This window comes from Streptomyces sp. GESEQ-35, assembly GCF_017948485.1.
In the GTDB taxonomy this organism is placed as follows: Bacteria; Actinomycetota; Actinomycetes; order Streptomycetales; family Streptomycetaceae; genus Streptomyces.
Genome location: NZ_JAFFSX010000004.1, coordinates 450,259 through 472,209, shown reverse-complemented (window position 1 = coordinate 472,209; position 21,951 = coordinate 450,259). Strand labels below are relative to the sequence as shown.

The window sequence follows — 21,951 nt, the reverse complement described above, 5'->3', positions numbered from 1 at the left end:
GACGCCCAATGGGCCCTGCCCAGCAGCGACCAACCCCAGCCCGCTTGACTGGGCCATTAAGACTCCACCGACCTTCGTTGATGCCTGCTACGAACCGAGTCACTCATTCGTACGATCTACGTCATTCCATTCCCGTGCCGCACGCTTGACCACTACCATGAACTCCATGAAAATAGTACATCCCGCTTCACGAACTCATCACTACGCCGCTTCCGATGGAGGCATAAATGAAGAAAGAGTACTTGGAGTCAGATACCGAAGGCCTCTCCCCCGAGGATGCAGATAAAATCATAGAGGAACTTCAGGAGTCTTGGAGGGAAACCTCTAAGGCGATGAACCGAGCGATCGTGCTGTACCTTATAACCGCCGCATTATTTGAGCTATTAATTGGAAGCAAAGAAGATTTGAGGTTCTCGCTAGCCGGGCTCCAATTTTCAAACTCGACAACGCTTCAAAGGTCTCTTCCGGCTATTGCAGGGTACCTTTACTATGATTCCGTAGTTCAGGCGTGTCGATGGATCGACTGCCAGGATGCGTTTGACCATCTCTGGGAAAAATTCCGCCCGAGCCTAGGTAATATAGCTGTTCTCATGAAGCCTAGTAGCGGCGTGTTGAGTATCGGACAGAGACACTTGGGTGAGTCCGAAAAGCTAGGAGAGGCCGCGCAAGTCGTAATGGCGATAACGTTTGCGATCATTCTTCCCATTGCGTTCTGCGCGCAATCATCGTACTTGCTGATTGATAAATATGGATGGCTCGATCCACTATCCCTGGCTTCGATCATTCTTTCGATCGTGTTCGTTTTGTTTGGGATGCTATTCGGGTATGTTGCTCGCAGGAATGAATAGTGCAACCGCTCGAATTTTCTGCGCGGTCGGGTTCACGGTGACCGATTCCTGTCCTGCAACCTGAAGTTCATCGACAGCCGATGAGCCCGGAACGCGTGCGTACAGCAGCGAGGTACAACAACGTTGTCGACCAGCACCAACGATCCATGCCGCTCTCAACCTGTATGATCACTCCACCAGACCCCAGCAACCGCCCCGCCCGTAGTTCGCATCGAGGAGGCCACCTCGGAAGCTGCGGACTATTCGTGGACGGGCAGCTGACTACAGATGACCCGTACATCGGTGACCTGCGCGCATAGGTCTGGGCCCGAAAGGCCCTCCGGAGCCGTGCGCGGCACAGCAGCGAGGTGCGGCAGGCGCGACGACCATTTCGCTACATTTCGCACGGCGGGTGAGCCTCGAACGACACCTCGGCTCGGCCACCGAGACTCTGCCCGCACACATTCATTCTTCAGGAGCGCGCGGTTGCGGCGCTATCAGTGGTCGTCAGTCGCGGTCCACCTCAGTGGCACCAGGAGGAGCCTCATTTACCGACGCGCTCTCGACTGATTCATGGGGCCAGGGTCCTAGGTTTTCCCCATTCCGGTCTAGGGCTTCATACATCCGAAACGAAGAAATTTGGAGCGGCAAATGACTAATTTTCCACTCTGCGGCAACCTCCCTGATGGCGGATCTGAAGTCTTCCTGAGAGGGGCGCTCCTCGAACTTTCGCATGGCCTCGAATAGAACTGCACCGAGGACGCTTACCGGGGGGCTTGTTTCATTACTATTTGGATTCTTTCCACCTAGACGAGACCGACAAATCTCGCGCCACATAACCGTAAATGGCGAAAGACTTCTCACGTCTGTATAAGCGGTCCAGTCGTCTTTCGGTATCTTCCATGTCAGCCTCCTGGGTGACCTTCGGGGGCGCTTACGACCTGCCACCAGGACGGAGCCACGCACGTTGATACGCTTACTCTGGGAATCGGCTAGTTGGCTATGGATTACGCTCCAGTAGTCGAGTAGGAAAGTGACGCGGTCGTATGGATCTATGCGTACGACCGTTTCCGCTGTTGCGGTGTCCGATCCGTAGTTTTCAAGTTTGAACATTCGCGGCGTAACGAAGTACTCCTTCTTTCCTTTGGTCGAGATCGCTAGGCTTGGGCGGTGAATCGTGATTGCCGTGCGGCCGGGATTTTCGACGACGAGCTGCGCTAGTTCTATATTCTCCTTTGCGAATCGCCCAAACTCGCCCGTCTCCATTTTCCATTTTCCGGTATTGTTAGTGGTGAGTCTTGCATCCGGTTCCCATGTGGCTGCATTGAGGTACACCCGCACTCGGCCTCCGTCAAGCATGTGCTTTGATATTTGCCATCCGAGAGCAACGAACGAAACCAAGAAACCGGCTCCGGCCACGATAAGGGCCAAAACTGCTACAGGTATACCGAACAATTCGGGGGTAGAGCTCATTCGGTTATGTTACCGAGGAGGTGGGCGTACGACAGGAGATCGAGACTATTGGCATGGCTGCCCGGAGAAGTCCGGCGGGCTCAAGATCTCCGAGCGTGAGGACGACGGCCGGCGGCCCCGCCGGTCGCAATGGATGTGCACAGGACACCCGCTGCCGGGGCTGTTCCGCTGACGTCCTGAAACCCTGTGCTATTCAGCAGGCCGCATGGTGTTCAAGGCCGTTGACGAAGCGCGATGTTGCTCGCAGACAGCCCACTTGCTGTCGCCGCCCTTGTCCTGTACGTGAACGCTCCAACACGCTTCCTGACTACATGGAGCGCCCCAAGCACAGCGCTTTTCATGAGACTCTGTGCCAGAAGCGTGCTTCTGCCGATCCCACTTGATCGGTCGCTGTACAAGTTCCACGAGACCAGTGAAGCGTGTCTCTCTGGCCGTCACAGTCGAATGTGTGTCGAAGTTCGATGCCGTAGACGTTACCTCGATCATCTCGGCAGGTCAGGACGCCGTTGCGTCGCGAGCACCAGGCGCCTTCTAAGCGCCGGGGCGCATGCTGAGTGAGTGTCTAACTGCATGACAACGCTCACGTACGGCGGCGGACAGCCGCGCACGCCTGCGGGCTAACACAGCAGGTGACAGGTGCATCAGCCCAAAGGCAGAGCCCGTATCCATGTTGCTTCGGGACGAAGAAGTCAGGCGCTCGGTGCGGAGCCCGTGGGCTATGTGTGGACCAACGCACCTGAGAAGCCGATAGGTTGGCGCATTGGGGTAGGTCAACCCCGGGAGAAGACGTGACAGCGCGGCGGTCCTGAAACCCGTTCGCATGCGGGCGAGTTCGGCGAATATCTTCATCCCGTGACAACGAGCACTGACGAACAGCAGTACCTTCGGGCAATCTTGACGAAGCTGGAGCAGACGAAGCCCTACGAGGCGCTCACCTCCACGCCCTCGTCGGCTTGGGACGTGCAGCCCGGCAGCGTCTTGGCGGGCGACGACGCCAAGACCAACCCGTACCAGGTGTCGCACCTGGCCTGGCAGGCGCTCACCGTCGCCAGCGATCACCTGCACTGCCTCCGCCGCAGCCTGGTCGGCGAGCAGCAGGGGGACGAAATCACCGTCACGATGCACACCTACGCTCAGGCGACGCTGCTACGCGGGGCGTTCGAGAACGGCGCTCGGGCGGTTTGGTTGCTTGCGCCGGGCAAGCGGCTGACGCGCATCCAGCGCCGGCTCGCTCTACAGGTGGACAGCAACGGTCACTCGGACCGTATGCACCAACTGCTCAGTAAGACCCCTAGGCGCACCAAGATGGAACGTACGAAAGAGATCACGGATCTGGCCGTTGGCGCCGGGATCCCACCGAGTGATGTGAAGAAGGAACTGGCCTTCGGCTACAAGAAGATGGTCTGCACTGCTGGTGATCACCTAGCGGGCGTGGGAGGAGACCAGGCCGAGGCCGTCTGGAGCGCGTGCAGTGCCCTCGCCCATGGAGACGTCCACAGCATGGCTTTCCTGGAACGGGAAGTGATGGGCCAGGTAGGGAACGTCGCGCTCGCTAGGCTCTCCACTGACTACAAGATCATGGTCTGGGTCACCACGCTGGCGGTACAGATGGTCGAATACGGCTTCCACCTCTACAGGGAACGGGCGTCCGCGCCCGCGTGATGCGGCCCGGTCTCACTTGCGGTCTTAGTCGCTGTGTCGCTACCGGGATCTCTCAGTTCAGGTCATCGACGGCCCGTACAGGCGGCGTGGGGTTGGCCGCGATGGCGGGTGTTCGCCTGATTAACGGTGGGAGCGCCTGCGACGATGTCAGCATGCCGACGCCTGGAACCCCTCTACCCGCTGCGCTCATCCCCGACTGCACCAAACCGGAAGCTCACCACGCGGCCTACAGAAGCGCCAAGACCAACGACGCGATCTTTGTGTGCATCGCTCGCCAGGGATCGCGCTGGAAGGTGGAGCTTGACGCTCTGGCCAGCAATGGGCCCACCATCCCGGACGAGGCAGTGGCAGTCCTGCGGTCCGCGGTTGAACTATTGGTATCTGCTGGCGCGGTGACGCAGGCCAACATTGCACCTGGCTACATCTCCATATGGGCGATCGAGAGCGAGCAGAAGGCACGCGAAATCGCGGCTGCGTTCCATGCCGCCATGCAGGGACTCCGGCAGCTATACATTGCCGTTCCAGTCCCGCGTAGCAGGGCCTAGCCTCCGAGGCTCGCAGTGCCTCACGGCGAGACAGGCGGTACGGCCAGCGGACCACACGCCAGCTCCTGCATCGCGCGCAGAGAGCGTGAGCGAGCCCTGGAGAATCCCTGGAAATGATCTTGCTTCGGGATCTCTTGGGGCGCCAACGGAGACCGATGCTCCCCAACGCCCTGACCTGCACATTTGACCTAGAGCACAGATAGGCGATCTTCCAGGGCCTAATTCGGGACGAAGCAGTCGTCGCCTAACCGCACGAATCGCACATGCCTGTCGAAGGCAGTTGGACGAAGCAGCGCTCACAAACCCGGGCGGGCCTTTCGGTGCGCTCGCGCCGGCGCTCGACGGCGGCCTGCAGTCTGGGGGCGAGGGCCGGCACACCACCGCCAGGCGGCATGGTCGCCCCAAAGCGGCGGTAGCAAGCAAAGCGGGCCTCGGCAGCGTGATGCTCGCGTTCCAGCTCGTCATCTACCGGCGGCTCTCCAGCGACTGCCAGAACTTCCTTGTAGCCACTGCCTACCTTGCCGTCGTCTGTATGGACCACCAGAGCCGTCAGTGGTGGGTCGCCGCGACGGTGGGCTTCACGCACCACCCGGCCCAAGATCGGACCGATCCAGTTGTGCAGGAGAGTCTTGGTCCGGATGCCAGTCCGGCTCTGGATCTCCTCCGCCAACTCCTTGTAAGTGATCACTGCGTGGTACGTCTGCGCTACGCCTACGAGGATCAAGTACGCCTCTGAGCCCCAGGCTTCGCGTGCCTCCTGGCCCGTCGGCTTGTCGATGCCGACCACAGACTCAGAATCCCCCTGATTCATCCCCACCCCGTCGTGCTCTCGACCGTTGGCACTCTTTTGCATCCTCCCCTAGCGGCGCTGGGGCGCCGGTCCCGGCCGAGTGGCAGACCGACAGACGAGGAGACGCGGCGTACAGAAGAAGGCCCCGCACGTCGGCCGCCGGGGGACGGTGACCTGCGGGGCCAGGCCGAGTGGTCGCGGGAGCAGGCTCGAACCGCGACCGCCCGGAGTCGACCAGGCTGAAGGGTCAGGCAGCTGGCGAGTGGCGGGAGCTCCCCGCGTCTTGCGTCGACGCATCAACGTGCCTTGGGACCTCCTCCGCGAGGCCCGAGAGGATGAGTTCAGCCAGCAGAAGCGCCGCTTCGGGCCGGATGGTGCCGAGGCGTACGAGGCCATCGCCCGAGACGTTCACATCGGCCGTGAGGCCCGGGAAGTCCGGCTCCAAGCCAACGGCGGTCAGTTGCACGGCCAAGGCGCCGGCGCTGCGGCGAGCCTGTGCCCAGCCGCGGACGTAAGGGACGCCGGGCATCAGGTTCTCGGCGCGATTGGCGACGACTCCCCATCGGTCCGTCATGGCGTCATTCCCTTCCTGTGCGGTGTTCGGCAGTTTCGTCGGCGCCCTCCTCAAGACGCTCCAAGCCCGAAGCCAACGCCAGCCGCAGCAGTTCTGCCAGTCGTTCAGCGGTGGCCGGCGACACGCGCCCGAGTTCGACCAGGCCATGCCCAAAGGCGTTCAGTTCGGCCCGCAGGTAGGGGAAATCCCTCTCCAGCCCAGCGCGGATCAAGGCGTCCCGAAGTGCAGTCGTAGCGTTGCGCGCGGCGTACCAGCCGTCGCTGTCCAAAGGGGACCAGGTAGCAGCGTCATGTCGGTCGGTGGCGTCATCCCGCATCGGTTGCAGTCCCCTCGGAAGCCGATACGGCGGGGGCAGCCGCAGAGGCGTAGCGCTCGCCGTACCGGTCAACGCGGGCAAGCAGCTCGGCTGAGGCAACGAGCATGGTCGCCAAGGCCACCGGGCGGAGCGGGTTGGCCATCGGGCGCCGAGTCGGGGGACGGAGCCATTCGTAACGGTCACCAGACATGGGCATCGGACCTGGGACGACAACCGCCGAACCGCGACTCAGGTAGCGGTAACCGGGTGGCGTGCCTTCTTCCTGCGAGAGGTAGTGGACGAAGGTCTCCTGACTCTGGGAGCCCAAGAAGAAGCCGACGCGTCGAGCCTTGTGGTCGAGCACCGTAGGACCGAACGGGAGCCCACGGCGTAGTAGTTGATCGAAGGCCTCGACGCCGATGCGCTGGTCCACCGTGACTACGTCGAAAAAGCGGCCGGTCGGCAGCATGTACGGCGCTCGGGGATCGTCCGTCCAGGTAGCTCGGCACGCGGCCGGATCGTCTGCGGCCACGGAGAGCCATTCGACGCCCCTGCTGGTCATCCTCTGCACGTCATCTCACCTCGGTCAGACTCAGTTGCGGCCGCGATGCCGCCCTGTGTCCAGACTCACGGCCACGACCCTGGCCAGGGCAGATGACGAGAGGGGACGGGGGATGACACGTCACGTGTGGACGCGTCATCCCCCGTCACGGGTCAACTACCCTCGATCCCCAGTCACTTGCGGCGCACAGTGATGCACGGCGCGTACATTCGGTCATAGGGTCAGAGAGTTGTGAGCCTCAGCACACCGGTGCAGCCGTGGGGAGGGAACGGTCACGTCATCGATGCAGCCGACCAGCGTTCTCTTACGGAAAGCCCGCATAGACCGGGGATGGAGCCAGCCACGGTTGGTGCGCGAGCTACGTGCAGTTGCGGCCCGCCGTGGTCACCAGCTCCCGGCTGACGCCAGCGTGAAACGCCGTATTGCCAGTTGGGAGAACGGGCGCAGCGTCCCGGACGATTTCTATGGTCCGTTCCTGTGCGAGGTGTACGACCTGACTGCCGCCGAGCTCGGACTGAACCACGAAGGCGAGCGCGACACGGGGCTCTTGGACGCCAGTTATCCAGCGAGCCCCGACGGCGCGATCAAAGCAGTCGGTCAACTGTGGCGCGCTGACCTCAACCGGTACGAGCCCCTCTTACAGGCTGAGCCCTCCGAGCCCGCTTGGAATGAAGCCTCACTTCGCTGGTTGGTGGCGCCCGAGCCGGCCGTTCCCCGGCAGCGTCAGGACGGAATGCGCGTCGGTCTGGGGGACGTAGCCGCTATCAAGACGACCGCGGGCATGTTCGCCGAGTTGGACGACCGTTTTGGTGGCGACCACGCACGTCACGCGGCCGTCCAGTACCTCAGCACCGAAGTGACGCCGCTCCTGCACGGCCAGTACCCCGAACAGGTCGGGCGCGCCTTGTTCTCCACCGTGGCGGAAGCCACGCTCCTTGCCGGTTGGATGTCCTACGACGCCTGCCGTCACGGCTTGGCGCAGCGGTATTTTCTCCAGGCTCTCCGTCTGGCCCAGGACGCCAACGACCGGCGGCTCGCCGGAAGCATTCTGTCGGCCATGAGTCATCAGGCGACCTTCCCGGGCCGGTACACGCAGGCCGCAACCCTCGCCCGAGCCGCTCTCATGGGGATCTCGCCCGTGGCCACGCCAACGCTGCGCGCCCAGTTCCACGCCATGGAGGCTCGCGCCCTTGCCCGAACCGGCGACGTGCGTGCCTGCGAAGCGGCCCTCAGTGCAGCCACGAGAGCCTTGGAGAGCCGGAACAACGACGACGAGCCGGAATGGATCAGCTACTTCGACGAGGCCGAGCTTGCCGCCGAGGCCGCCCACTGCTTCCGCGACGTCAACAGTGCCCGCCAGGCCGTCGCGCATGCCGAGAACGCCATGAGCGGCAGCCACGTACGAAGCGACTTCTTCGCGACCATGGTTCTTGCCGACGCCCACCTACGTGCCGGAGACGTCGAGGAAGCTTGCCATGTGGCCCTCGATGCGCTCGATCTAGGGGAGCAACTCAAGTCGGCCCGATGCGTGAGCTACCTTGCCGAATTCCGCCAGAATCTCGCAGCGGCCGGCGACAGCCCGGACGTACGGACCTTCACCGACCAGGTCAGGGACCATAGGTTGTGGGTCGCCTCGGGCAGCCACGTCGGAGTCTGAGGCATCGGCGGATGCTCCCCGCGCTCAAAACGGGCCCCACTCGTCTCGGCCCTCTCCTGTGCGGAGGGACCGCACCCGCCTAGCGAATTCGGCGGCAGAGCGCTCGCTCGTGCCGAGCTGGTGGCCGAGCCAGGCAACCATCATCAGTTCGCGGAGATCCGCCAAGGTTTCGTAGCCAGGCCAGTTCATTACGTCGAAGCCATATCGGTGCACGAAGTCCGCGTACTCAGCCTTCGTGTGCCAGCCGTACCGGTCGTAGAACATCGCGGTCTGGATCAGATCCCACTCGCGCGGGGCCAGCGCGAAGCCGTCAAGGTCGATGAGCACCGCGTGACCGTCCCGGTGACGGAGCACGTTGCCTATGCTCCCGTCCCCGTGGATCATCCCGAAGGGAAGCACGAAGTCCAGCCGGTCATAGTCCTTGTTCAGCTTTGCGGCTCGCTCCTCCAGGAACGTGCGGTCTTCCTCCGAGATGCCGTTCATCTGCCTCATGGAGCCCGACAGCTTCGCGAGCGGGTCAAAGTACGGGAGCCTCAGAGACTCGGGCTCCTCAAGCCAGTGAAGTCGGCGGAGCAGGTCGGCCAACTCGCCCACCGTGGCGTACTCCTCGTGCTCCTGCACGCTCTCCCAGAAGGTCACAACCCTACCGCCGACCATCAGCGGTTGCGCGACTCCAGCCGGCACCCGGGTCGCCGGAAGGTCTTCCGCCTCCAGCCACCGGGCGACCCGTACCGCCCGCTCCATCTCTTCCAGGACATCGGGGTCACGGGCAATGCGGACGATGATCGGCGACGTCGATAGACGGAACACGGCGTTGGAGCCGAGCCGCAGCAACTCCGCTTCCGAGGCATCCAGCCCGATGGTTCGGCAAGCCTCTTTGAACGCTGCGCCCGCAGTCTCCGCCGTGAACTCCGCCGCCATGCCCGAGGCCTCCAGTCGCCTGGTTCGATTGGTTGATCACGATGCACCCTGCTCAGGTACCCGGGTTACTCAGCTCTGGGGATTGCGCGGCTCAACGCGTCGAGCGCCAGCCGTGAGTTCCCATCAGACAGCTCGACTCCAAGCCGGTCCTCCAGTGCCTGCTTCACGTCGCCAGCGTTCTCTGACCAGTACCGCACCTGCCACCCGACCATGCGGTCCAGGAGCTCTAGAGGCCTGTTCCCGAAAGACCACCCGTCGGCGATGGCGCATCGACCGGCGTAGATGCGCTCAAAGCACCAGAGAACCGCGAAGTAGGAGTTGCGGACGCGAGGGAGATCGTCATCGGTGATGCGGCTACCGTCGTACACAAGGGTGCCGAGGTCTTCGCGTGCCCTTGCAACATCCCCGCTGGTGAGATCACTGTGCAGGTCGCGAGCCAGCTTGAAGTCCTCTGCCCGACGCTGCCTCCGATACGCAGCTAAGGCGATGACTAGTGCGAACAGCGACACCACGGCTGTGCCCCCCGTCCACACGTCCGCGCTCAACCTTCCTCCCCTGCACCCGGTTGATGTGTTCGACCATACGGGCCGCCCAAGACCCCTGACAGGCCGCCAACGCAATAGGGACGTAATGATCTTCGTCAGCGCGACGTCATGTAGCCACTGGGGCCCTGGTCAGGGCTCCAAACGCGCACACGGCTCACCTGGGCTCCGGAGCCGTGTGCGCAGGTTCGAATCCTGCCGGGGGCACCTTGGATTGGGTGCCCAAAGACCCCGCTATCAGCGCGTTGGCTGAGTGCGGGGTCTTGGCGTATGTGCAGGCGGATGCCGCTGAAAGCAGCCGTTTGTCAGTGAGGTTTTCTCAGAGGCTAAGTTCAACGTCTCTGCGGGATCCGGCGTGGACCACTTCGGGTATGCGCGGCCTTCGCCGGTAGGGAGTCACACCGGGTCCGGCAGGTCCATGAGCGCGAGTTTGGCCGGGTCGACCACGGCGGTGATCTCGGTGATGTGGCCGTCGGCGACAGTGAAGGTCAGGAGGGAAAGCGGGGTGCCGTCCTCGCTCCAGGAGATGGTGCCGGGGCGGCCGTTGACGGTCGCCGCATGTGCTCGTGCCGCACTGCCTGCCACTCGCGCACGGGTGGCGACTTCGGTGGCCCCGAGCGTGACGAACGTGCCGTTCGGGGTGTGGACGGTGAACTTCACTTCGGGGTGGAGAACCTGCAGCAGCTGCTCGAACCGGCCGTCGCGGGCCGCGGCCAGGAAGGCCTGGACCACCTCGCGTTGTTGTCGTCCGGCGATTGCCGGCTGCTGGGCGGCTTGTACCTTCCTGCGGGCGCGGCTGGCGAGCATTTTGGTCGCGTCGGCGGATTTGCCGAGAATGGTGCCGATCTCCGCGAAGGGCACCGCGAACACGTCGTGCAGCACGAACGCCAGTCGTTCGTCCGGGCGCAGCGAGTCGAGGACCGTGAGGAGCGCGAGGCCGACGGAGTCCCCGATTGCCGCGAGGTCTTCCGGAGCGGGAGCGTCGTCGAGCGTCACGGTGAATTCGGGTAACTGGTCGTCGAAGGAGACTTCTGGGCGCGTCCGGCCCGACCGCAGGACATCGAGGCTGATGCGGCCGACCACGGTGGTCAGCCAGCCGCCGAGGTTGTCGATGGTGTCGGTGTCCTGGCGGGAGAGACGCAGCCACGCCTCTTGGACCACGTCTTCCGCATCGGCATGTGATCCGAGCATGCGGTAGGCGACGGCACGGAGCCGGTCACGGTGGGACTCGAAAGCATCGACGATCGGGTCCGCGGGATGGGCGCCGGCCATGTTGTTACCTCCCTGGAAGCTGCTCCGTCATAGGGATGACGCGCACAGGCGCCGCAACGTAACCCGATGAAGGCGAGCACTCCCCCATGGAAAACCGGCTCAAGAACAAGAACACGAACAACCCCGATGTGTGGACCGCGGTCCAGCACCTCCAGAAGGCGATCGCCGCCGGGGGCGTCGACCCGAAGCTGCTCGCGCTGGTCCACCTGCGCTCCAGCCAGATCAACAGCTGCTCGGCGTGCATCTACGCCAGTGTTGCCGGCGGGAAGAAGGCCGGTGACACCGACGAGCGGCTGCACAACGTCGCAGCGTGGCGCGAGGCGCCGTTCTACACCGACGCGGAACGCGCGGCACTGGCGCTGGCCGAGGCCGCCACCCGGCTGCAGGACGGTGCGCCGGGCGTCACCGACGAGATCTGGGAAGAGGCCAACGCCCACTTCACCGAGGAGCAGATCGGCGCGATCAACCTGGAGATCGCGCTGACCAACTTCTTCAACCGGATCAACCGCACGATCAAGGAACCGGCCGGCAAGACCTGGGGCTGAGCCCAGCCTGGCTCTTACCCCCTGAGGCTTCCCCAGCGAAATGATCTCCGGGTGGGCCACGAGGCCAGGCAGGCGTGAAGCCCCTGGTAGGACTGGTCCGCCAAGATCATGTCGGCTCGAACCAGAGGCTTCACCCTGGTCACGTATGCTGCCGCGCTCGACGTCCCACGCCACGTCGTGGAGTTCCTCGCCCGGTTGCTGGCCGCCCACCGGCGCGGGATCGGCACGCCGAAGGGCTCTCGCGCCCTGGGCCCGCTTCCGCCAGGCGGTACTGGTGCTGCGCTGGTTCCGAGAACACGGCTGCGTGCACTGCCTGGCCCGGGACGCCGGGATCTCGCAGGCCACCGGCTACCACTACCTCCATGAAGGCATCGGCGCGCTGGCCGCCCAAGCTCCTGATCTGCACGAGGTGTTGGACCTCTGCGGCGCCGAGGGGATGACACACGTGGTGCTGGACGGCACGCTGATCCCCTACGACCGGCTGGCCGGGGTCCGGGAAAACGGCAACGACCTGTGGTTCTCCCAGAAACACAAGAGCTTCGGCGGCAATATTCAGTTCCTGGCCGCGCCGGACGGCACCCCTTTGTGGGTTTCCGATGTCGAGGCGGGTTCCACCCCGGACATCACTGCGGCCCGTATCCACGTGCTGCCCGCGCTGTACAAGGCCGCCGCCGACGGGCTTCCCACGCTCGCCGACAAGGGCTACATCGGCGCCGGCATCGGCATTCACGTGCCCGTACGCCGCCCCAAAGGCCACTCCGAGACCGCCCTGGACCGAGGAACCCGCGCCACGAATGCGCTGATCAGACACATGAGGGCGCGCGGCGAGCGGACCGCGGCGGAACTGAAGGAACGCTGGCGAACCCTCAAGCACGTCACCCTCAGCCCCAGCAGAATCGGCGACATAGCCCGCGCCGCACTCGTTCTCAACGGGCACTGGAAATGATCTTCAGTGAGAAAACCTCAGTGATCACGTAATGACGATGTAATGATCTTGGCGGGCCTCTTCGCTGGCCAGACCCCCTTTCGGGAATCCGGATGTCCCCTCATTGAAACCCAGGCAGTCTCAGTCTTCCCTGGGCAAGGACACTGCCCCATGCCCCTTCGCTACTACTGAGGAGCATCTGGACGGATTCCGTACTCGGCCAGCCACGTCATCAACTCCTGCCGAGAAGTCCCGACCAGTCTCCCGCCGGTGAAGCGAGCGTCGTCCGTGACCTCCGCCATGCACTCCTCAGGAGGCACGAAAGCCAGGGCCTCTTCATCGCTGGTGAACTCGGCCTCCGCCAGGACCAAGCCCTGCAAAGGACCTCCGAAGACGTCAACGCCCAAAGGAGGCACGCTGAACCGCGTCTTGGACAACACCGCGGCCGGCAGCAAGGCAAGCAAGTCGTACTCGGCTGGGGACAAGTAGGTATTCGTGGTCAGCCCTTGCACGGCACCCGGCCGGTCGGCGGGCACTTTCTGGGTGAGTTTGAGTTCACAACCACCGCCGTCCGGGCGCGCGGCCCGCCGCAGGCGCAGGCGTGTCCCCACCAGATACCGGTCTGTGATCACACGGGTGACAGTGACCGACGACGGAACCGGAGGCCTTGCCAGCAAGAACCGTCTCTCCCTCTCGACACGCGCATACTTCCCCTGGCTGACGCCATCACCTTGCACACGACCGGCCCGCTCCATCATGAGCCGAGCATCTCAGCCAGCCCCGATTCGCACAGGCCGTAACGCCGAGGGAGCCCCCTTCTCCCCGGGGCTCCCTCGACAGGCCGGCAAGGCCGTTCAGCAGTCACTCGGCCAGCACCTACAGCTCCTCCCCCAGGCCCTTCAAGATCCGGTCGTTCGTCTCCTGTTCCTGGCCGTCGATGCACTTGGCGTAGATCTTCAGAAGGACATCGACCGAGTGACCGGCACGGGCCGCCACCTCTGGGGCGGGTACACCGGAGTTGAGCCACTGGGAGACGGCCGCGTGACGGAGGTCGTACGGACTGGACATCCCCGCCCCGAAGCCGCCGTGCGAGGACCGACAGCCCATACGACACCGCGAGTTCGATCAACGGCTCAGTCGTCAGAACGCGGTCCTTTGCCTTTCCCTTCGCCGTGCTTGTCTGACCGCTCGTCGCGTTCATCGTCACCGTGCTCCTGCGTAGGCGTCGTGGCGGACGGAGTGGCAGACGATGGCGTTGGGGCCGGGGTCCGGCCTGCGGGTATCGAGGTGACGGTGGTGGCGGGTGAGGTAGGGGTCGTAGGCGCGGCGTCACCCGAGTTCAGCGTTGCGCCGAGGGCTGCGGCCCCGGCGAACAGCGCGAGGCCGACGCCGCAAAGAACGGCTCTGGAGAACAGTTTGCGGCGGCCGCGGGGGCGGGAGTGCGCGCCGGTGCGGGACTCGGTGGTACGGGGGGCCGGAGGGGGTGGGGTCGCCGGGGCGGGCATGAGGGTGGTGCCGTCCGGTTCGGCCGGTGGCGGCGTCTCGTGCTGCGCGGTGAGCCAGTCGGCCGCCTGCTCGGCGGTGGGCCGGTGGGCCGGGTCCTTCGCGAGCAGGTGCAGCACGTAGTCGGAGAGCGGCTGCGGTATGTCGGGGCGCAGCCGGTCGGGTGGTGGTGGTGTGGCATCGACGTGCTGCTGGACCACGGCCAGCGAGGTGGCTGCGCTGAACGGAGGCCGTCCGGTGAGCAGTTCGTACAGCACGCAGCCGAGAGAGTAGAGGTCGGAGGCGGGCTGTGCGGGGCGGCCCAGGGCGCGTTCGGGGGCGAGGTAGTCGGCGGTGCCGAGGATCTTGCCGGTCGCGGTCATGTTGCTGGCGGCGTTCTCGGCGAAGCGTGCTATCCCGAAGTCGGCGATTTTCACTGTGCGGTCGGCGGTCAGCATCACGTTGGCGGGCTTGATGTCCCGGTGGATCACTCCCTGCTGGTGTGCGGCAGAGAGGCCGGCGGCTGCCTGGGCCGCGATGGCTGCCGCCTCCGCCGGGGTCAGGGCGCCGCGCAGGGAGCGTTCCTGGGCCAGACTCCAGCCGTCGACGAATTCCATGACCAGGTAGAGCTGGTCATGGTGCGAGCCGAAGTCGTACATGCCCACGAGATTGGGGTGGTTGAGCCGGGCCACGATGTGCGCCTCGAGACGGAACCGCTCGGCGTCCGCCGCCTCTTCGGTACGCAGCAGTTTGACCGCCACGGGGCGCCCGAGGACCTGGTCCAAGGCCCGCCACACCTCGCCCATCGCGCCGCGTCCCAGCAGCTGCTGCAACTGATAACGGTCCGCCAGCAGACCCTGCACACCCACCCCGATCATCACGACGCTTGCACATCCCCCGGATTCGACCAGCGCGGTTTGTGGTCATTCGGGCCTCGGATGCCGAGGCCCGTGCGTATGCCCTCCCCGGCCGGACACCTACCCGAGGGGAACGCATGGGGCAGGCAGACGACGGGGGATTCGCCTGCCTGCCCCTCAATGCGTGACCACCCACTCGAAAAGGGGGCGAGCGGGCACCACACGGGACCCTGTGGCCTTGGGTCCACCCCCTACAGCGCACTGGAGAGCCGTGCCGTCACACCCCCAGGCACCCACCGCTACACAGCCCCCGGTGCATCCGGATGCCCCCACGTAGGCCCGCAGCAGAAGCGTGCCGTGAAAACCGAGCCTGCCCCTGCACGGCGGCGCCTGCATACCTCCCCCCGGAGGATGGGCGCCGTGGCCCCCTCGAACCGCCTCCACCATTCCATCCGGAAAAGCACCCTGGCGCACGAACATTTGGGGAAGTGACCGAATAGGCAACCATATTTGGGTCATCGCGGGCGACGGTGTAACACGGCAGCGCATGCGGAACGCAGAGGCAGGAAGAAGCGGGGCGACGACCCGGGCTGGATTTCGACACCTGGAGCGAGCGCGCCGATATGGCACTACGTCGATCGGATTTCCTGTGAGCAACATCGACCCGGTTCCCGGGTATCAGACGTACAACCAGCCCCCTGGCCCGGACCGCTCCGTGCGCAACCAGGCCGCCACGCGGCGCACGGCCCTGACCGTCTGCACGATCGCCGACATCGCGGCCGGCCTGCTCGGCCTGTGGATCCTGTTGTTCCTGCTCGACGCGAACCAGGCGAATGTGTTCGTCGAGTTCGTGCGGGGAACGGCGAACTGGCTTGCCTGGTGGTCGCAGGATATTTTCACGATGGACACAGAGGGGCTACGCGTTCTCCTCAATTACGGTCTCCCGGCTGTCATGTATTTGCTGATCGGCCATGGGATCGCTGCCCGGCTCAACAGAGCCTGACAGCGGACCGGCCTTTATCGATCGCCACAAACCGCTGCCGTCGGCGCCTTCCCTGCTGACGACCATGCAGGGAAATGACGGCAGCCGAAAGGTCGACTGTGACACGCACCTCCACTGACAACGATCACCTGCCGATCTATGAGGACCTGGTACGCGAACGCGGTGACGCCGTCGCCGAAGCTCAGCTGGCGGCCGCACACACGCAGCATCAGGCAGCGGAACTACTGACCGGACGGGATGCGGCGCAGCAAGCCCATCGCCGGGACGGCCACACCAGAGCCACTGCGGGCGGTCAGCCGGAGTGGCGCGGGACGCACCCGTAGGTGATGCCCGCGACCGCCGACAGCACGGACTCGGGCACATCCCGGACCGGCCCCGCACTGGTATCGACGTCGCCTACGGAGGGGAGAGGAGGCAGAGCCCGTGAGTCCCCGCTACGAAGTCCAAGTCCTGCTGCACCGCATCGGCCGGTGGTGGGCCGTCGACGTCCCCGGTCTCGACGTGCACACCCAGTGCCGCACGCTGGAGGGTGCGGAGGACCGGGCGCGCGGCCTCGTCGCCGAAGCCGTGGGTGCCCCTCCGGACGTGATCGTGCTGGACCTTGTGGTCCTCGAACTCGCGCCCGTGCTCGGCCCGGTGGCGGAAGCGCGGCGTCGCCGGGCGGCTGCGGTCGCCGCTGAGGAGCAGGCGGTCGCCGCCGCCGTTCACGAGCTCGTGGACAAGCTGCGCGTGAGCCAGGCAGACGTCGGCCGTCTGCTCGGCATGTCTCCGGGCGAGGTGGCCCGTTTCACGCCATCACGCGGCTCGGCGACCGCCGGCACAGGGCAGGGCCCAGGGCAGCTCGCCCCTGTGCCTATGCCGAGTCCGCCGCGACCGGGCGCCGCCCCTCCTCCCCGCTCGCGCCCCGGCCCTGCCGGGCGACCTCGGCCGGCGATCTCCCCCGCCCGGCTCGCCTCGGCGATCCCGGACGCCCGCAGCGAAGGCCGAGGCTGACAGAATTTCAGCTCCAGATGACTCAGCGATGCTCCGATGTGACGGCTATATGCAGCGGTCACCGGCTATTTGGGAGGCCGGTGTGACGTGCCGTACGCTCCTGGGCGTTGCTCGGCCAGTGGGGGAACGGATCGTGAGAAAGACAGGGCGCGCTCAGCGCGTGTCGCCCGACGATCTGGCGCTGGGCGCGGCGGTTGCCCGGGCCCAGGACGGTGACGAGGCCGCGTTCACGGTGCTGTACCGATCGGTCCAGCCAGGCCTGCTCGGCTACCTGCGCGGGACCGTGGCTGAGCGCGCCGAGGACGTCGCCGCCGCTGCCTGGCGGGAGATCGCCCGCGAGTTGCCACGGTTTCGTGGCGACGCGCACGGCTTCCGCGGCTGGACGGCGGGCATCGCCCGGCGCCACGCGCGCGGCCACCTCCGACGCCGCGGCGCATCGCCCCGCTCGGCAGGAAGTCCCTTGACGCCGCAGGCCGGAGAGCACATCGCCTACACCCTGCCCGGAGCCGCGCTGTCCGCCGCGACGGCCCAGACCCTCATCACCCGGCTGCCCCGCGCCCAGGCCGAGGCGGTCCTCCTGCGCCATGTCGTGCGCCTGGACGAGGCTGCGGTCGCCCGGGTGATGGGCAGGCCCAGCGCCGTCATACGGGTGCTGGCCCGCCGTGGCGTGAGGAACCTGGCCCGTCTGCTCGGCACCGACGATGTGACACACGAGGTCGCGCGGACGCTGGGGGAACCGAGATGAACACCCCTCGAAACGGAGACGAACCGTTGAGCGGCGAGGCCCGCCACCCCAAGGCCGCCCCACGCCCCGGCCACACGACCGAACGTGACGACACGTCCGGCCTGGACAGCATGGCCGTACGGATCGGTGAGGCACTGCGCCGGCAGCCCGTGGACGACCGTGCGGAGCAGGCCGCCCTTGCCGCGTTCCGCAGCGCACGCACAGCGAGCGATGGGGCTCGCCTGCGTACCCGGCGCCGGGACGACTGGCGCCCGAGGACCCGGAAGCAACGCTGGGCGCGCGGCGGCGCACTCACCCTCGCGACGAGCACGCTGCTCGGCGGCATCGCCTTCGCCTCCATCGGCGTGATGGACAGCGGCCGGCCCCGCCCTCCCCAGGCCGACACCAACCACAGCACACCTCGGCCGCCCGCACCCACGCCTGGCGAACAGGGCTCTCCCTTCACCGGGTCCGCCACGGCACCCACCGCCTCTTCCTCACGCCCCGGCACGGCGAAGGACGTCGAGGCACACTGCCGCGCCTACGAGAACGTCAAGGACCGTGGCAACGCCCTGAATGCCACGGCATGGCAGCGCCTCGTCCGCGCCGCGGGCGGTGAACGACAAGTCGCGGCCTACTGCGCCCAGTTGACGGCATCTGCGGGCAAGGCCACGCCAGCGCCGACGAAAACGAACAAGACCGAAAAGACAGTCGAGCCCGGGAAGGGCCAAGGCAAGCCGAGCGCCGAGGCCAAGCCGTCGAAGGGGAAACCAAGGTAGACACCCAGCCGGCGCCGCGGTGCCTGTCTGAAGCACCGCGTGGCCGGAAGAGCGAGCACGACTGTGACAGGTCTGCCCTCCCCGACGCCGGTGTCAGCGGGACTCGTAGCGGACTCGGCCGCACTCGTCGAGGAGGCACAGCCTGGTCTCAGGGACTTGCGTCTCGCCCCCTCACAGGGCGGCTGTCGCCCCTTCCGGCAGCATGACAGCCCCGTTGTACGTCCCCGAGGTCCGCTCGGTCACCTCCTGGTCGTACCGGATGCGCTGCCCGTCGTAGGGGATCTGGAGGCCGAAGGCGAAGCGGTGAGAGGTGATACGGAAGGTGGCGGCGTCCAGGACCAGGACCTCTTCCAGCCGGCCCAGCACGATCTCGCGCTCGCTCGCGGTGACCCCCGCCGCGCGCAGCTGGTCCAACGTCGAGCGGAACTCGCGCGCCGCCTTCTCGAGGGCGGGCTGGTGCCGACGGTCGGACAACCGGCCGGAGGGGATGTGGACGCGCAGTTCGACTTGGCCGTCCCGGCCGTCCTCCGAGGCGGTGAGGGTGACCTCGTCGCCGTATCCCCGGAACGCGTCGAGCGCAGCGAGGGGGTCCTCCACCTTGTCCGCGAAATCCGGGTCGTTGAGGGGCCCGTGTTCCCAGGCGGCCGTGCCCTTCTTGACGTAGGCCGTCCCGTCGGCGACGTAGATCTCCTCGGGCTTGCTCACGCCTTTGCTGAGGGTGGTGCCGGTGGAGTGCAGCGCCCACGGGTCGCCGGTGGTCCGGTGCACGGTGGCCGTGTAGGTCGCCGCATTCTCCTGGCCCCGCAGGACCAGGCCCTCGCGGCCCTTCACCGCGAACGTCCAGCCCTTCTGCCCGGCCATCGCCTCTTCGGCACGGGCGAGGAACTCGGCGGCGGTGCGGGGCTCGGGGTCGGCGGGGACGGCCTGCGGGCTCTGGGCGGTGGGCTGTGCGGACTCGACGGGCTTCCCCTCGTCCGTCGAGTCCGCACAGCCGGTCAACGCGGCGGCGAGGAGCACCGCCGGCACGGCAATGGTCCGTCTCACGCGACAGCCCTCCTGGCCCGGCCGTGCAGCGTCAGATAGAAGGTCTGGAGCGATTCCCCGGGCCCGCCGAGGTCGAAGCGGTTGCAGACCTTGCCGAGCGGGTTCCAGACCCGGCCGTCCGGCATCCGCACCCCGACCGGCTCGCCGAAGTAGGCGCGCTGGTCGGCGTCGAAGTCCACCCACACCGCCCCGGCGCGACGCACGAGCACCTCACCGACGTAGGCGCCGAGCCCGAACAACGGGTCCCGCACCCTCTCGCGCTCGGCCTCGCCCTTGCGCAGCCCGTCGATCAGGAAATCCACCACCCGCAGACTGGCCACGGAGTAGTCCAGCGGCAGCCGATTGCGGGCGGTGACGCGGGCGACGAACCCCCCGGCCCACGACCGCATCTCTCCCGCACACGGGACACGTTCGTCCACTCGACCCATGGGACCCCACCCCTCCGCTCGGTACGTCGGAAGACCTGCGTGTGGCCCTCCCGACCGATCAAGCGGATGCCGCAGCACCAACATCACGGGTTACAGGCGTGTTGATTGACACACAAGAAAGTCACAGCAGACGTACAACCTTTTGCACTTTGGCTAGTTGGTGACGGCGTGACCCGGGAAGCGTCGCCCCCCGAGGGACGGAGCACAGCGGCGGGCGCCACTGTCGAGCTCAGATACGAGCCGGGGCAGCCGGACTGGTCCAGCCTGCCGCGTCGTCGAGCCAGCCGTGGCCGTCGCATTCGATGCCAGAGGTGGAGTTGCCGCCGGTGAAGGCCCTACCGGTTACCTGCGTACGGGTCCGCGCGGCCAGGGTCGTGGTCGCGGAAACCCATGCCGTAGGTGCCGAACTGGGCGTCCCAGCGCTTGGCGTTTAACCGGTGGTGGCTGTATGCCTCCTTCCCGCCGTTGATCCTGCGTCAGCCGGAGGGGGTGCGGATGGAGGTCAGCCGGCGTGGTTCGAGACCGCGATCAGCCCGCCTGCCACATGACGTACGCATCCCGGGTGTCCGGGTCGCCGGTGAAGAAGTAGATCTCCAGGCGGCCCTTCTCGCCATGCCGCGCCTTGAACTGCCAGCGGTATTCCTTGGGGAATTCCTCCGGATTCGGGCTCGGCAGGGGCACGCCGGGGTCATCGGCGGATCTGGGCCTTTCCGCGACGTCGTTCGCTTTGACGGAGACGACGAGGATGTTCTGCTCGTGGCGCCAGGTCCCTTTTCCGGTCATCCGCCAGCCGTCGTCGAAGTCCCAGGACTGCCCGTCGAGCTTTGTCACAGTCGCCCGTCCGCCGGAGACCAGCTCCAGCGCACTCCCCCGCCAGCCCTTCCAGTCTCCTGTCAGCTCGCCCGATTTCACCGGTTCCGGGGCGGGCTCCCGTTCATATCTGGCATCCGGGGCAATACACGCCGTAGTCCCGAGTGTCATGGCGGTCAACAAGGCCATGGCGGCGATTCGAGCAAACCTGACGTACCGCACAATTAACTCCACATCGTGTGAACGGGGCGCCCTGCGCCGAGATTAGCTCAGCGCATCATCCATGTTGATCCAGGTGGACCAGGTCACGATGATCTGGATGGACCGCTGACCGTTCGGGAAATAGCTCTGGAACCTGCCGAACGCCGAGGCCAAGAGGATCTGAAGGAAGCCAGAGAAGAGCCCCTTGCCGAAGACCGCGGCAAGGCGCTTGTAGTCCTCAGGTAGCGACAGACCGACACGTTCTCCGGTCTCACCCCAGGACATCTCCGCCTGACGCGGCCCCCCAATGAGCGACTTCCACCACCGGAAGGGGCGGATTCAGGTAGGGCGCACCGCCCCTTCCGCTAAGGCGTGTTCGGTATTGGGACGGTGTTTCCCGCCCCGTGTCGCCGCTGCACCACGTGACCGTCACGGTGTCCGGAATGTGCGTCCTGGGGAGGATCACTGCAGGAATTCCGCCAACGCATCACGCATCGGAGCTGACAGCCGGTCGGGGTCCAGTTCGCTCAGGGTGAGCCGGAGGGTTTCCGGCCGCACCAACGGAACGGCCGCGCCCAGGAGTTCCTCGCTGCCGAAGCGCGGCTCCACGAACTGGAAGTACGCGGCAGAGCTCACGGACGGGACGGGGTCCAGCAGCAGGGTCTCGGTGATCTCCGCGCACCGGGCGACCAACTCCGTGTCCTTGACCGGCGCCTGGAGCGCCGGGAGGGCGGACATGGTCTCGATGCCGGCCCGGGACTCCGGAACCATGCGCAGCAGCAGTCCGGGAATGCGGCGCCGCCCGCCTGCGCCCCCGCGCGACGCACCAGCACCTCACCGACGTAGGCGCCGAGCCCGAACAACGGGTCCCGCACCCGCTCGCGCTCGGCCCCGCCCTTGCGCAGCCCGTCGATCAGGAAATCCACCACCCGCAGACCGGCCACCGAGCAGTGCAGCGGCAGCCGATTGCGGGCAGCGGATGTCGGCATCACAAACATCACGGGTTACAGGCGTATCGATCCTTTTGCCGCTCACGGAGC

Annotated in this window: 24 protein-coding genes and 3 pseudogenes; 10 read left to right on the top strand and 17 right to left on the bottom strand. The window is 65.9% G+C overall.

Annotation, left to right across the window (positions count from 1 at the left end):
- Positions 1–227 precede the first annotated feature (227 nt).
- On the top strand, positions 228–848 hold the full coding sequence (locus KCH87_RS11510) for a hypothetical protein (protein ID WP_210585874.1): 621 nt from the start codon (positions 228–230) through the stop codon (positions 846–848).
- Between the two features lie 486 nt (positions 849–1,334).
- Here the strand turns inward: KCH87_RS11510 and KCH87_RS11505 are convergent, their stop codons facing one another.
- Complete coding sequence (locus KCH87_RS11505) at positions 1,335–2,300, bottom strand: hypothetical protein (RefSeq protein ID WP_210585873.1); 966 nt, start codon at positions 2,298–2,300, stop codon at positions 1,335–1,337.
- Between the two features lie 894 nt (positions 2,301–3,194).
- Here KCH87_RS11505 and KCH87_RS11500 point away from each other — a divergent pair.
- Together KCH87_RS11500 and KCH87_RS11495 are read left to right on the top strand one after the other, a co-directional pair.
- Entirely contained in the window at positions 3,195–3,962 is a 768-nt protein-coding gene (locus KCH87_RS11500) for a hypothetical protein (RefSeq protein ID WP_210585872.1), read from the top strand.
- Positions 3,963–4,114: 152 nt separating this feature from the next.
- Positions 4,115–4,507, top strand: a complete 393-nt coding sequence (locus KCH87_RS11495; RefSeq protein WP_210585871.1) for a hypothetical protein — start codon at positions 4,115–4,117, stop codon at positions 4,505–4,507.
- A gap of 244 nt (positions 4,508–4,751) precedes the next feature.
- On the opposite strand, the gene KCH87_RS11490 is transcribed toward KCH87_RS11495, so the two are convergent.
- From KCH87_RS11490 to KCH87_RS11475, 4 genes are all read right to left on the bottom strand, one after another.
- Positions 4,752–5,294: a hypothetical protein gene (locus KCH87_RS11490; protein WP_308298811.1), complete on the bottom strand. Its 543-nt coding sequence runs from the start codon at positions 5,292–5,294 to the stop codon at positions 4,752–4,754.
- Positions 5,295–5,544: 250 nt separating this feature from the next.
- Positions 5,545–5,871, bottom strand: a complete 327-nt coding sequence (locus tag KCH87_RS11485; protein ID WP_210585870.1) for a hypothetical protein — start codon at positions 5,869–5,871, stop codon at positions 5,545–5,547.
- A gap of 4 nt (positions 5,872–5,875) precedes the next feature.
- A complete protein-coding gene (locus KCH87_RS11480) occupies positions 5,876–6,187 on the bottom strand; it encodes a hypothetical protein (RefSeq protein ID WP_210585869.1) in 312 nt (103 codons plus the stop codon).
- Positions 6,177–6,728, bottom strand: a complete 552-nt coding sequence (locus tag KCH87_RS11475; protein ID WP_210585905.1) for a bifunctional DNA primase/polymerase — start codon at positions 6,726–6,728, stop codon at positions 6,177–6,179. Before KCH87_RS11475 ends, KCH87_RS11480 begins: the two co-directional genes overlap by 11 nt.
- Before the next feature lie 409 nt (positions 6,729–7,137).
- Between KCH87_RS11475 and KCH87_RS11470 the strand changes: the two genes are divergently transcribed.
- Positions 7,138–8,385, top strand: a complete 1,248-nt coding sequence (locus KCH87_RS11470) for a hypothetical protein (protein WP_210585868.1) — start codon at positions 7,138–7,140, stop codon at positions 8,383–8,385.
- 24 nt (positions 8,386–8,409) lie between these two features.
- On the opposite strand, the gene KCH87_RS11465 is transcribed toward KCH87_RS11470, so the two are convergent.
- From KCH87_RS11465 to KCH87_RS11455, 3 genes are all read right to left on the bottom strand, one after another.
- Entirely contained in the window at positions 8,410–9,306 is an 897-nt protein-coding gene (locus KCH87_RS11465; RefSeq protein ID WP_210585867.1) for a phosphotransferase family protein, read from the bottom strand.
- A gap of 65 nt (positions 9,307–9,371) precedes the next feature.
- The gene (locus KCH87_RS11460) at positions 9,372–9,851 is read right to left on the bottom strand and encodes a hypothetical protein (protein WP_210585866.1); all 480 of its coding nucleotides are present in this window, start codon (positions 9,849–9,851) and stop codon (positions 9,372–9,374) included.
- A 393-nt stretch (positions 9,852–10,244) separates the two neighbouring features.
- Positions 10,245–11,120: a sigma-70 family RNA polymerase sigma factor gene (locus tag KCH87_RS11455; RefSeq protein ID WP_210585865.1), complete on the bottom strand. Its 876-nt coding sequence runs from the start codon at positions 11,118–11,120 to the stop codon at positions 10,245–10,247.
- A gap of 86 nt (positions 11,121–11,206) precedes the next feature.
- On the opposite strand from KCH87_RS11455, the gene KCH87_RS11450 reads away from it, so the two are divergent.
- Positions 11,207–11,665, top strand: coding sequence for a carboxymuconolactone decarboxylase family protein (locus tag KCH87_RS11450; protein ID WP_210585864.1), 459 nt, complete (start codon positions 11,207–11,209; stop codon positions 11,663–11,665).
- Between the two features lie 135 nt (positions 11,666–11,800).
- Positions 11,801–12,611 (top strand): annotated as a pseudogene (locus KCH87_RS11445) (transposase family protein).
- Positions 12,612–12,775: 164 nt separating this feature from the next.
- Here the strand turns inward: KCH87_RS11445 and KCH87_RS11440 are convergent.
- From KCH87_RS11440 to KCH87_RS11430, 3 genes and pseudogenes are all read right to left on the bottom strand, one after another.
- Positions 12,776–13,222 (bottom strand): hypothetical protein, encoded by a 447-nt coding sequence (locus tag KCH87_RS11440; protein ID WP_308298810.1) that lies wholly within the window; start codon positions 13,220–13,222, stop codon positions 12,776–12,778.
- A 244-nt stretch (positions 13,223–13,466) separates the two neighbouring features.
- Positions 13,467–13,649, bottom strand: a pseudogene (locus KCH87_RS11435) (site-specific integrase); the annotation flags it as partial.
- A 74-nt stretch (positions 13,650–13,723) separates the two neighbouring features.
- Positions 13,724–14,950 carry a serine/threonine-protein kinase gene (locus tag KCH87_RS11430; protein ID WP_247196098.1) on the bottom strand — a complete coding sequence of 409 codons (1,227 nt, stop codon included), beginning with the start codon at positions 14,948–14,950 and terminating at the stop codon, positions 13,724–13,726.
- Positions 14,951–15,578: 628 nt separating this feature from the next.
- On the opposite strand from KCH87_RS11430, the gene KCH87_RS11425 reads away from it, so the two are divergent.
- From KCH87_RS11425 to KCH87_RS11410, 4 genes are all read left to right on the top strand, one after another.
- The gene (locus KCH87_RS11425; protein WP_210585860.1) at positions 15,579–15,932 is read left to right on the top strand and encodes a hypothetical protein; all 354 of its coding nucleotides are present in this window, start codon (positions 15,579–15,581) and stop codon (positions 15,930–15,932) included.
- Positions 15,933–16,355: 423 nt separating this feature from the next.
- Positions 16,356–16,925 carry a hypothetical protein gene (locus KCH87_RS11420; protein ID WP_210585859.1) on the top strand — a complete coding sequence of 190 codons (570 nt, stop codon included), beginning with the start codon at positions 16,356–16,358 and terminating at the stop codon, positions 16,923–16,925.
- A 133-nt stretch (positions 16,926–17,058) separates the two neighbouring features.
- A complete protein-coding gene (locus KCH87_RS11415; protein ID WP_308298809.1) occupies positions 17,059–17,670 on the top strand; it encodes a sigma-70 family RNA polymerase sigma factor in 612 nt (203 codons plus the stop codon).
- Positions 17,667–18,428, top strand: coding sequence for a hypothetical protein (locus KCH87_RS11410; RefSeq protein ID WP_210585858.1), 762 nt, complete (start codon positions 17,667–17,669; stop codon positions 18,426–18,428). Before KCH87_RS11415 ends, KCH87_RS11410 begins: the two co-directional genes overlap by 4 nt.
- 171 nt (positions 18,429–18,599) lie before the next feature.
- Here the strand turns inward: KCH87_RS11410 and KCH87_RS11405 are convergent, their stop codons facing one another.
- The 6 genes and pseudogenes from KCH87_RS11405 to KCH87_RS48985 all read right to left on the bottom strand — a co-directional run.
- Positions 18,600–19,472, bottom strand: a complete 873-nt coding sequence (locus KCH87_RS11405; RefSeq protein WP_210585857.1) for a hypothetical protein — start codon at positions 19,470–19,472, stop codon at positions 18,600–18,602.
- Positions 19,469–19,900, bottom strand: coding sequence for a hypothetical protein (locus KCH87_RS11400; protein WP_210585856.1), 432 nt, complete (start codon positions 19,898–19,900; stop codon positions 19,469–19,471). Before KCH87_RS11400 ends, KCH87_RS11405 begins: the two co-directional genes overlap by 4 nt.
- 528 nt (positions 19,901–20,428) lie before the next feature.
- Positions 20,429–20,812 carry a hypothetical protein gene (locus KCH87_RS11395; RefSeq protein ID WP_210585855.1) on the bottom strand — a complete coding sequence of 128 codons (384 nt, stop codon included), beginning with the start codon at positions 20,810–20,812 and terminating at the stop codon, positions 20,429–20,431.
- Between the two features lie 162 nt (positions 20,813–20,974).
- A complete protein-coding gene (locus KCH87_RS11390; protein WP_210585854.1) occupies positions 20,975–21,196 on the bottom strand; it encodes a hypothetical protein in 222 nt (73 codons plus the stop codon).
- Positions 21,197–21,373: 177 nt separating this feature from the next.
- Positions 21,374–21,682 carry a hypothetical protein gene (locus tag KCH87_RS11385; protein WP_210585853.1) on the bottom strand — a complete coding sequence of 103 codons (309 nt, stop codon included), beginning with the start codon at positions 21,680–21,682 and terminating at the stop codon, positions 21,374–21,376.
- 38 nt (positions 21,683–21,720) lie between these two features.
- Positions 21,721–21,909 (bottom strand): annotated as a pseudogene (locus tag KCH87_RS48985) (hypothetical protein); the annotation flags it as partial.
- Positions 21,910–21,951 lie beyond the last annotated feature (42 nt).

Excerpts from the sequence above, each read along its gene's own strand:
- KCH87_RS11475 (WP_210585905.1), bottom strand. The coding sequence starts at position 6,728 with ATGACCAGCAGGGGCGTCGAATGGCTCTCCGTGGCCGCAGACGATCCG.
- KCH87_RS11480 (WP_210585869.1), bottom strand. The coding sequence starts at position 6,187 with ATGCGGGATGACGCCACCGACCGACATGACGCTGCTACCTGGTCCCCT.
- KCH87_RS11465 (WP_210585867.1), bottom strand. The coding sequence starts at position 9,306 with ATGGCGGCGGAGTTCACGGCGGAGACTGCGGGCGCAGCGTTCAAAGAG.
- KCH87_RS11430 (WP_247196098.1), bottom strand. The coding sequence starts at position 14,950 with ATGATCGGGGTGGGTGTGCAGGGTCTGCTGGCGGACCGTTATCAGTTG.
- KCH87_RS11485 (WP_210585870.1), bottom strand. The coding sequence starts at position 5,871 with ATGACGGACCGATGGGGAGTCGTCGCCAATCGCGCCGAGAACCTGATG.
- KCH87_RS11510 (WP_210585874.1), top strand. The coding sequence starts at position 228 with ATGAAGAAAGAGTACTTGGAGTCAGATACCGAAGGCCTCTCCCCCGAG.
- KCH87_RS11400 (WP_210585856.1), bottom strand. The coding sequence starts at position 19,900 with ATGGGTCGAGTGGACGAACGTGTCCCGTGTGCGGGAGAGATGCGGTCG.
- KCH87_RS11390 (WP_210585854.1), bottom strand. The coding sequence starts at position 21,196 with ATGTCCTGGGGTGAGACCGGAGAACGTGTCGGTCTGTCGCTACCTGAG.
- KCH87_RS11450 (WP_210585864.1), top strand. The coding sequence starts at position 11,207 with ATGGAAAACCGGCTCAAGAACAAGAACACGAACAACCCCGATGTGTGG.
- KCH87_RS11410 (WP_210585858.1), top strand. The coding sequence starts at position 17,667 with ATGAACACCCCTCGAAACGGAGACGAACCGTTGAGCGGCGAGGCCCGC.
- KCH87_RS11505 (WP_210585873.1), bottom strand. The coding sequence starts at position 2,300 with ATGAGCTCTACCCCCGAATTGTTCGGTATACCTGTAGCAGTTTTGGCC.
- KCH87_RS11455 (WP_210585865.1), bottom strand. The coding sequence starts at position 11,120 with ATGGCCGGCGCCCATCCCGCGGACCCGATCGTCGATGCTTTCGAGTCC.
- KCH87_RS11495 (WP_210585871.1), top strand. The coding sequence starts at position 4,115 with ATGCCGACGCCTGGAACCCCTCTACCCGCTGCGCTCATCCCCGACTGC.
- KCH87_RS11385 (WP_210585853.1), bottom strand. The coding sequence starts at position 21,682 with ATGGTTCCGGAGTCCCGGGCCGGCATCGAGACCATGTCCGCCCTCCCG.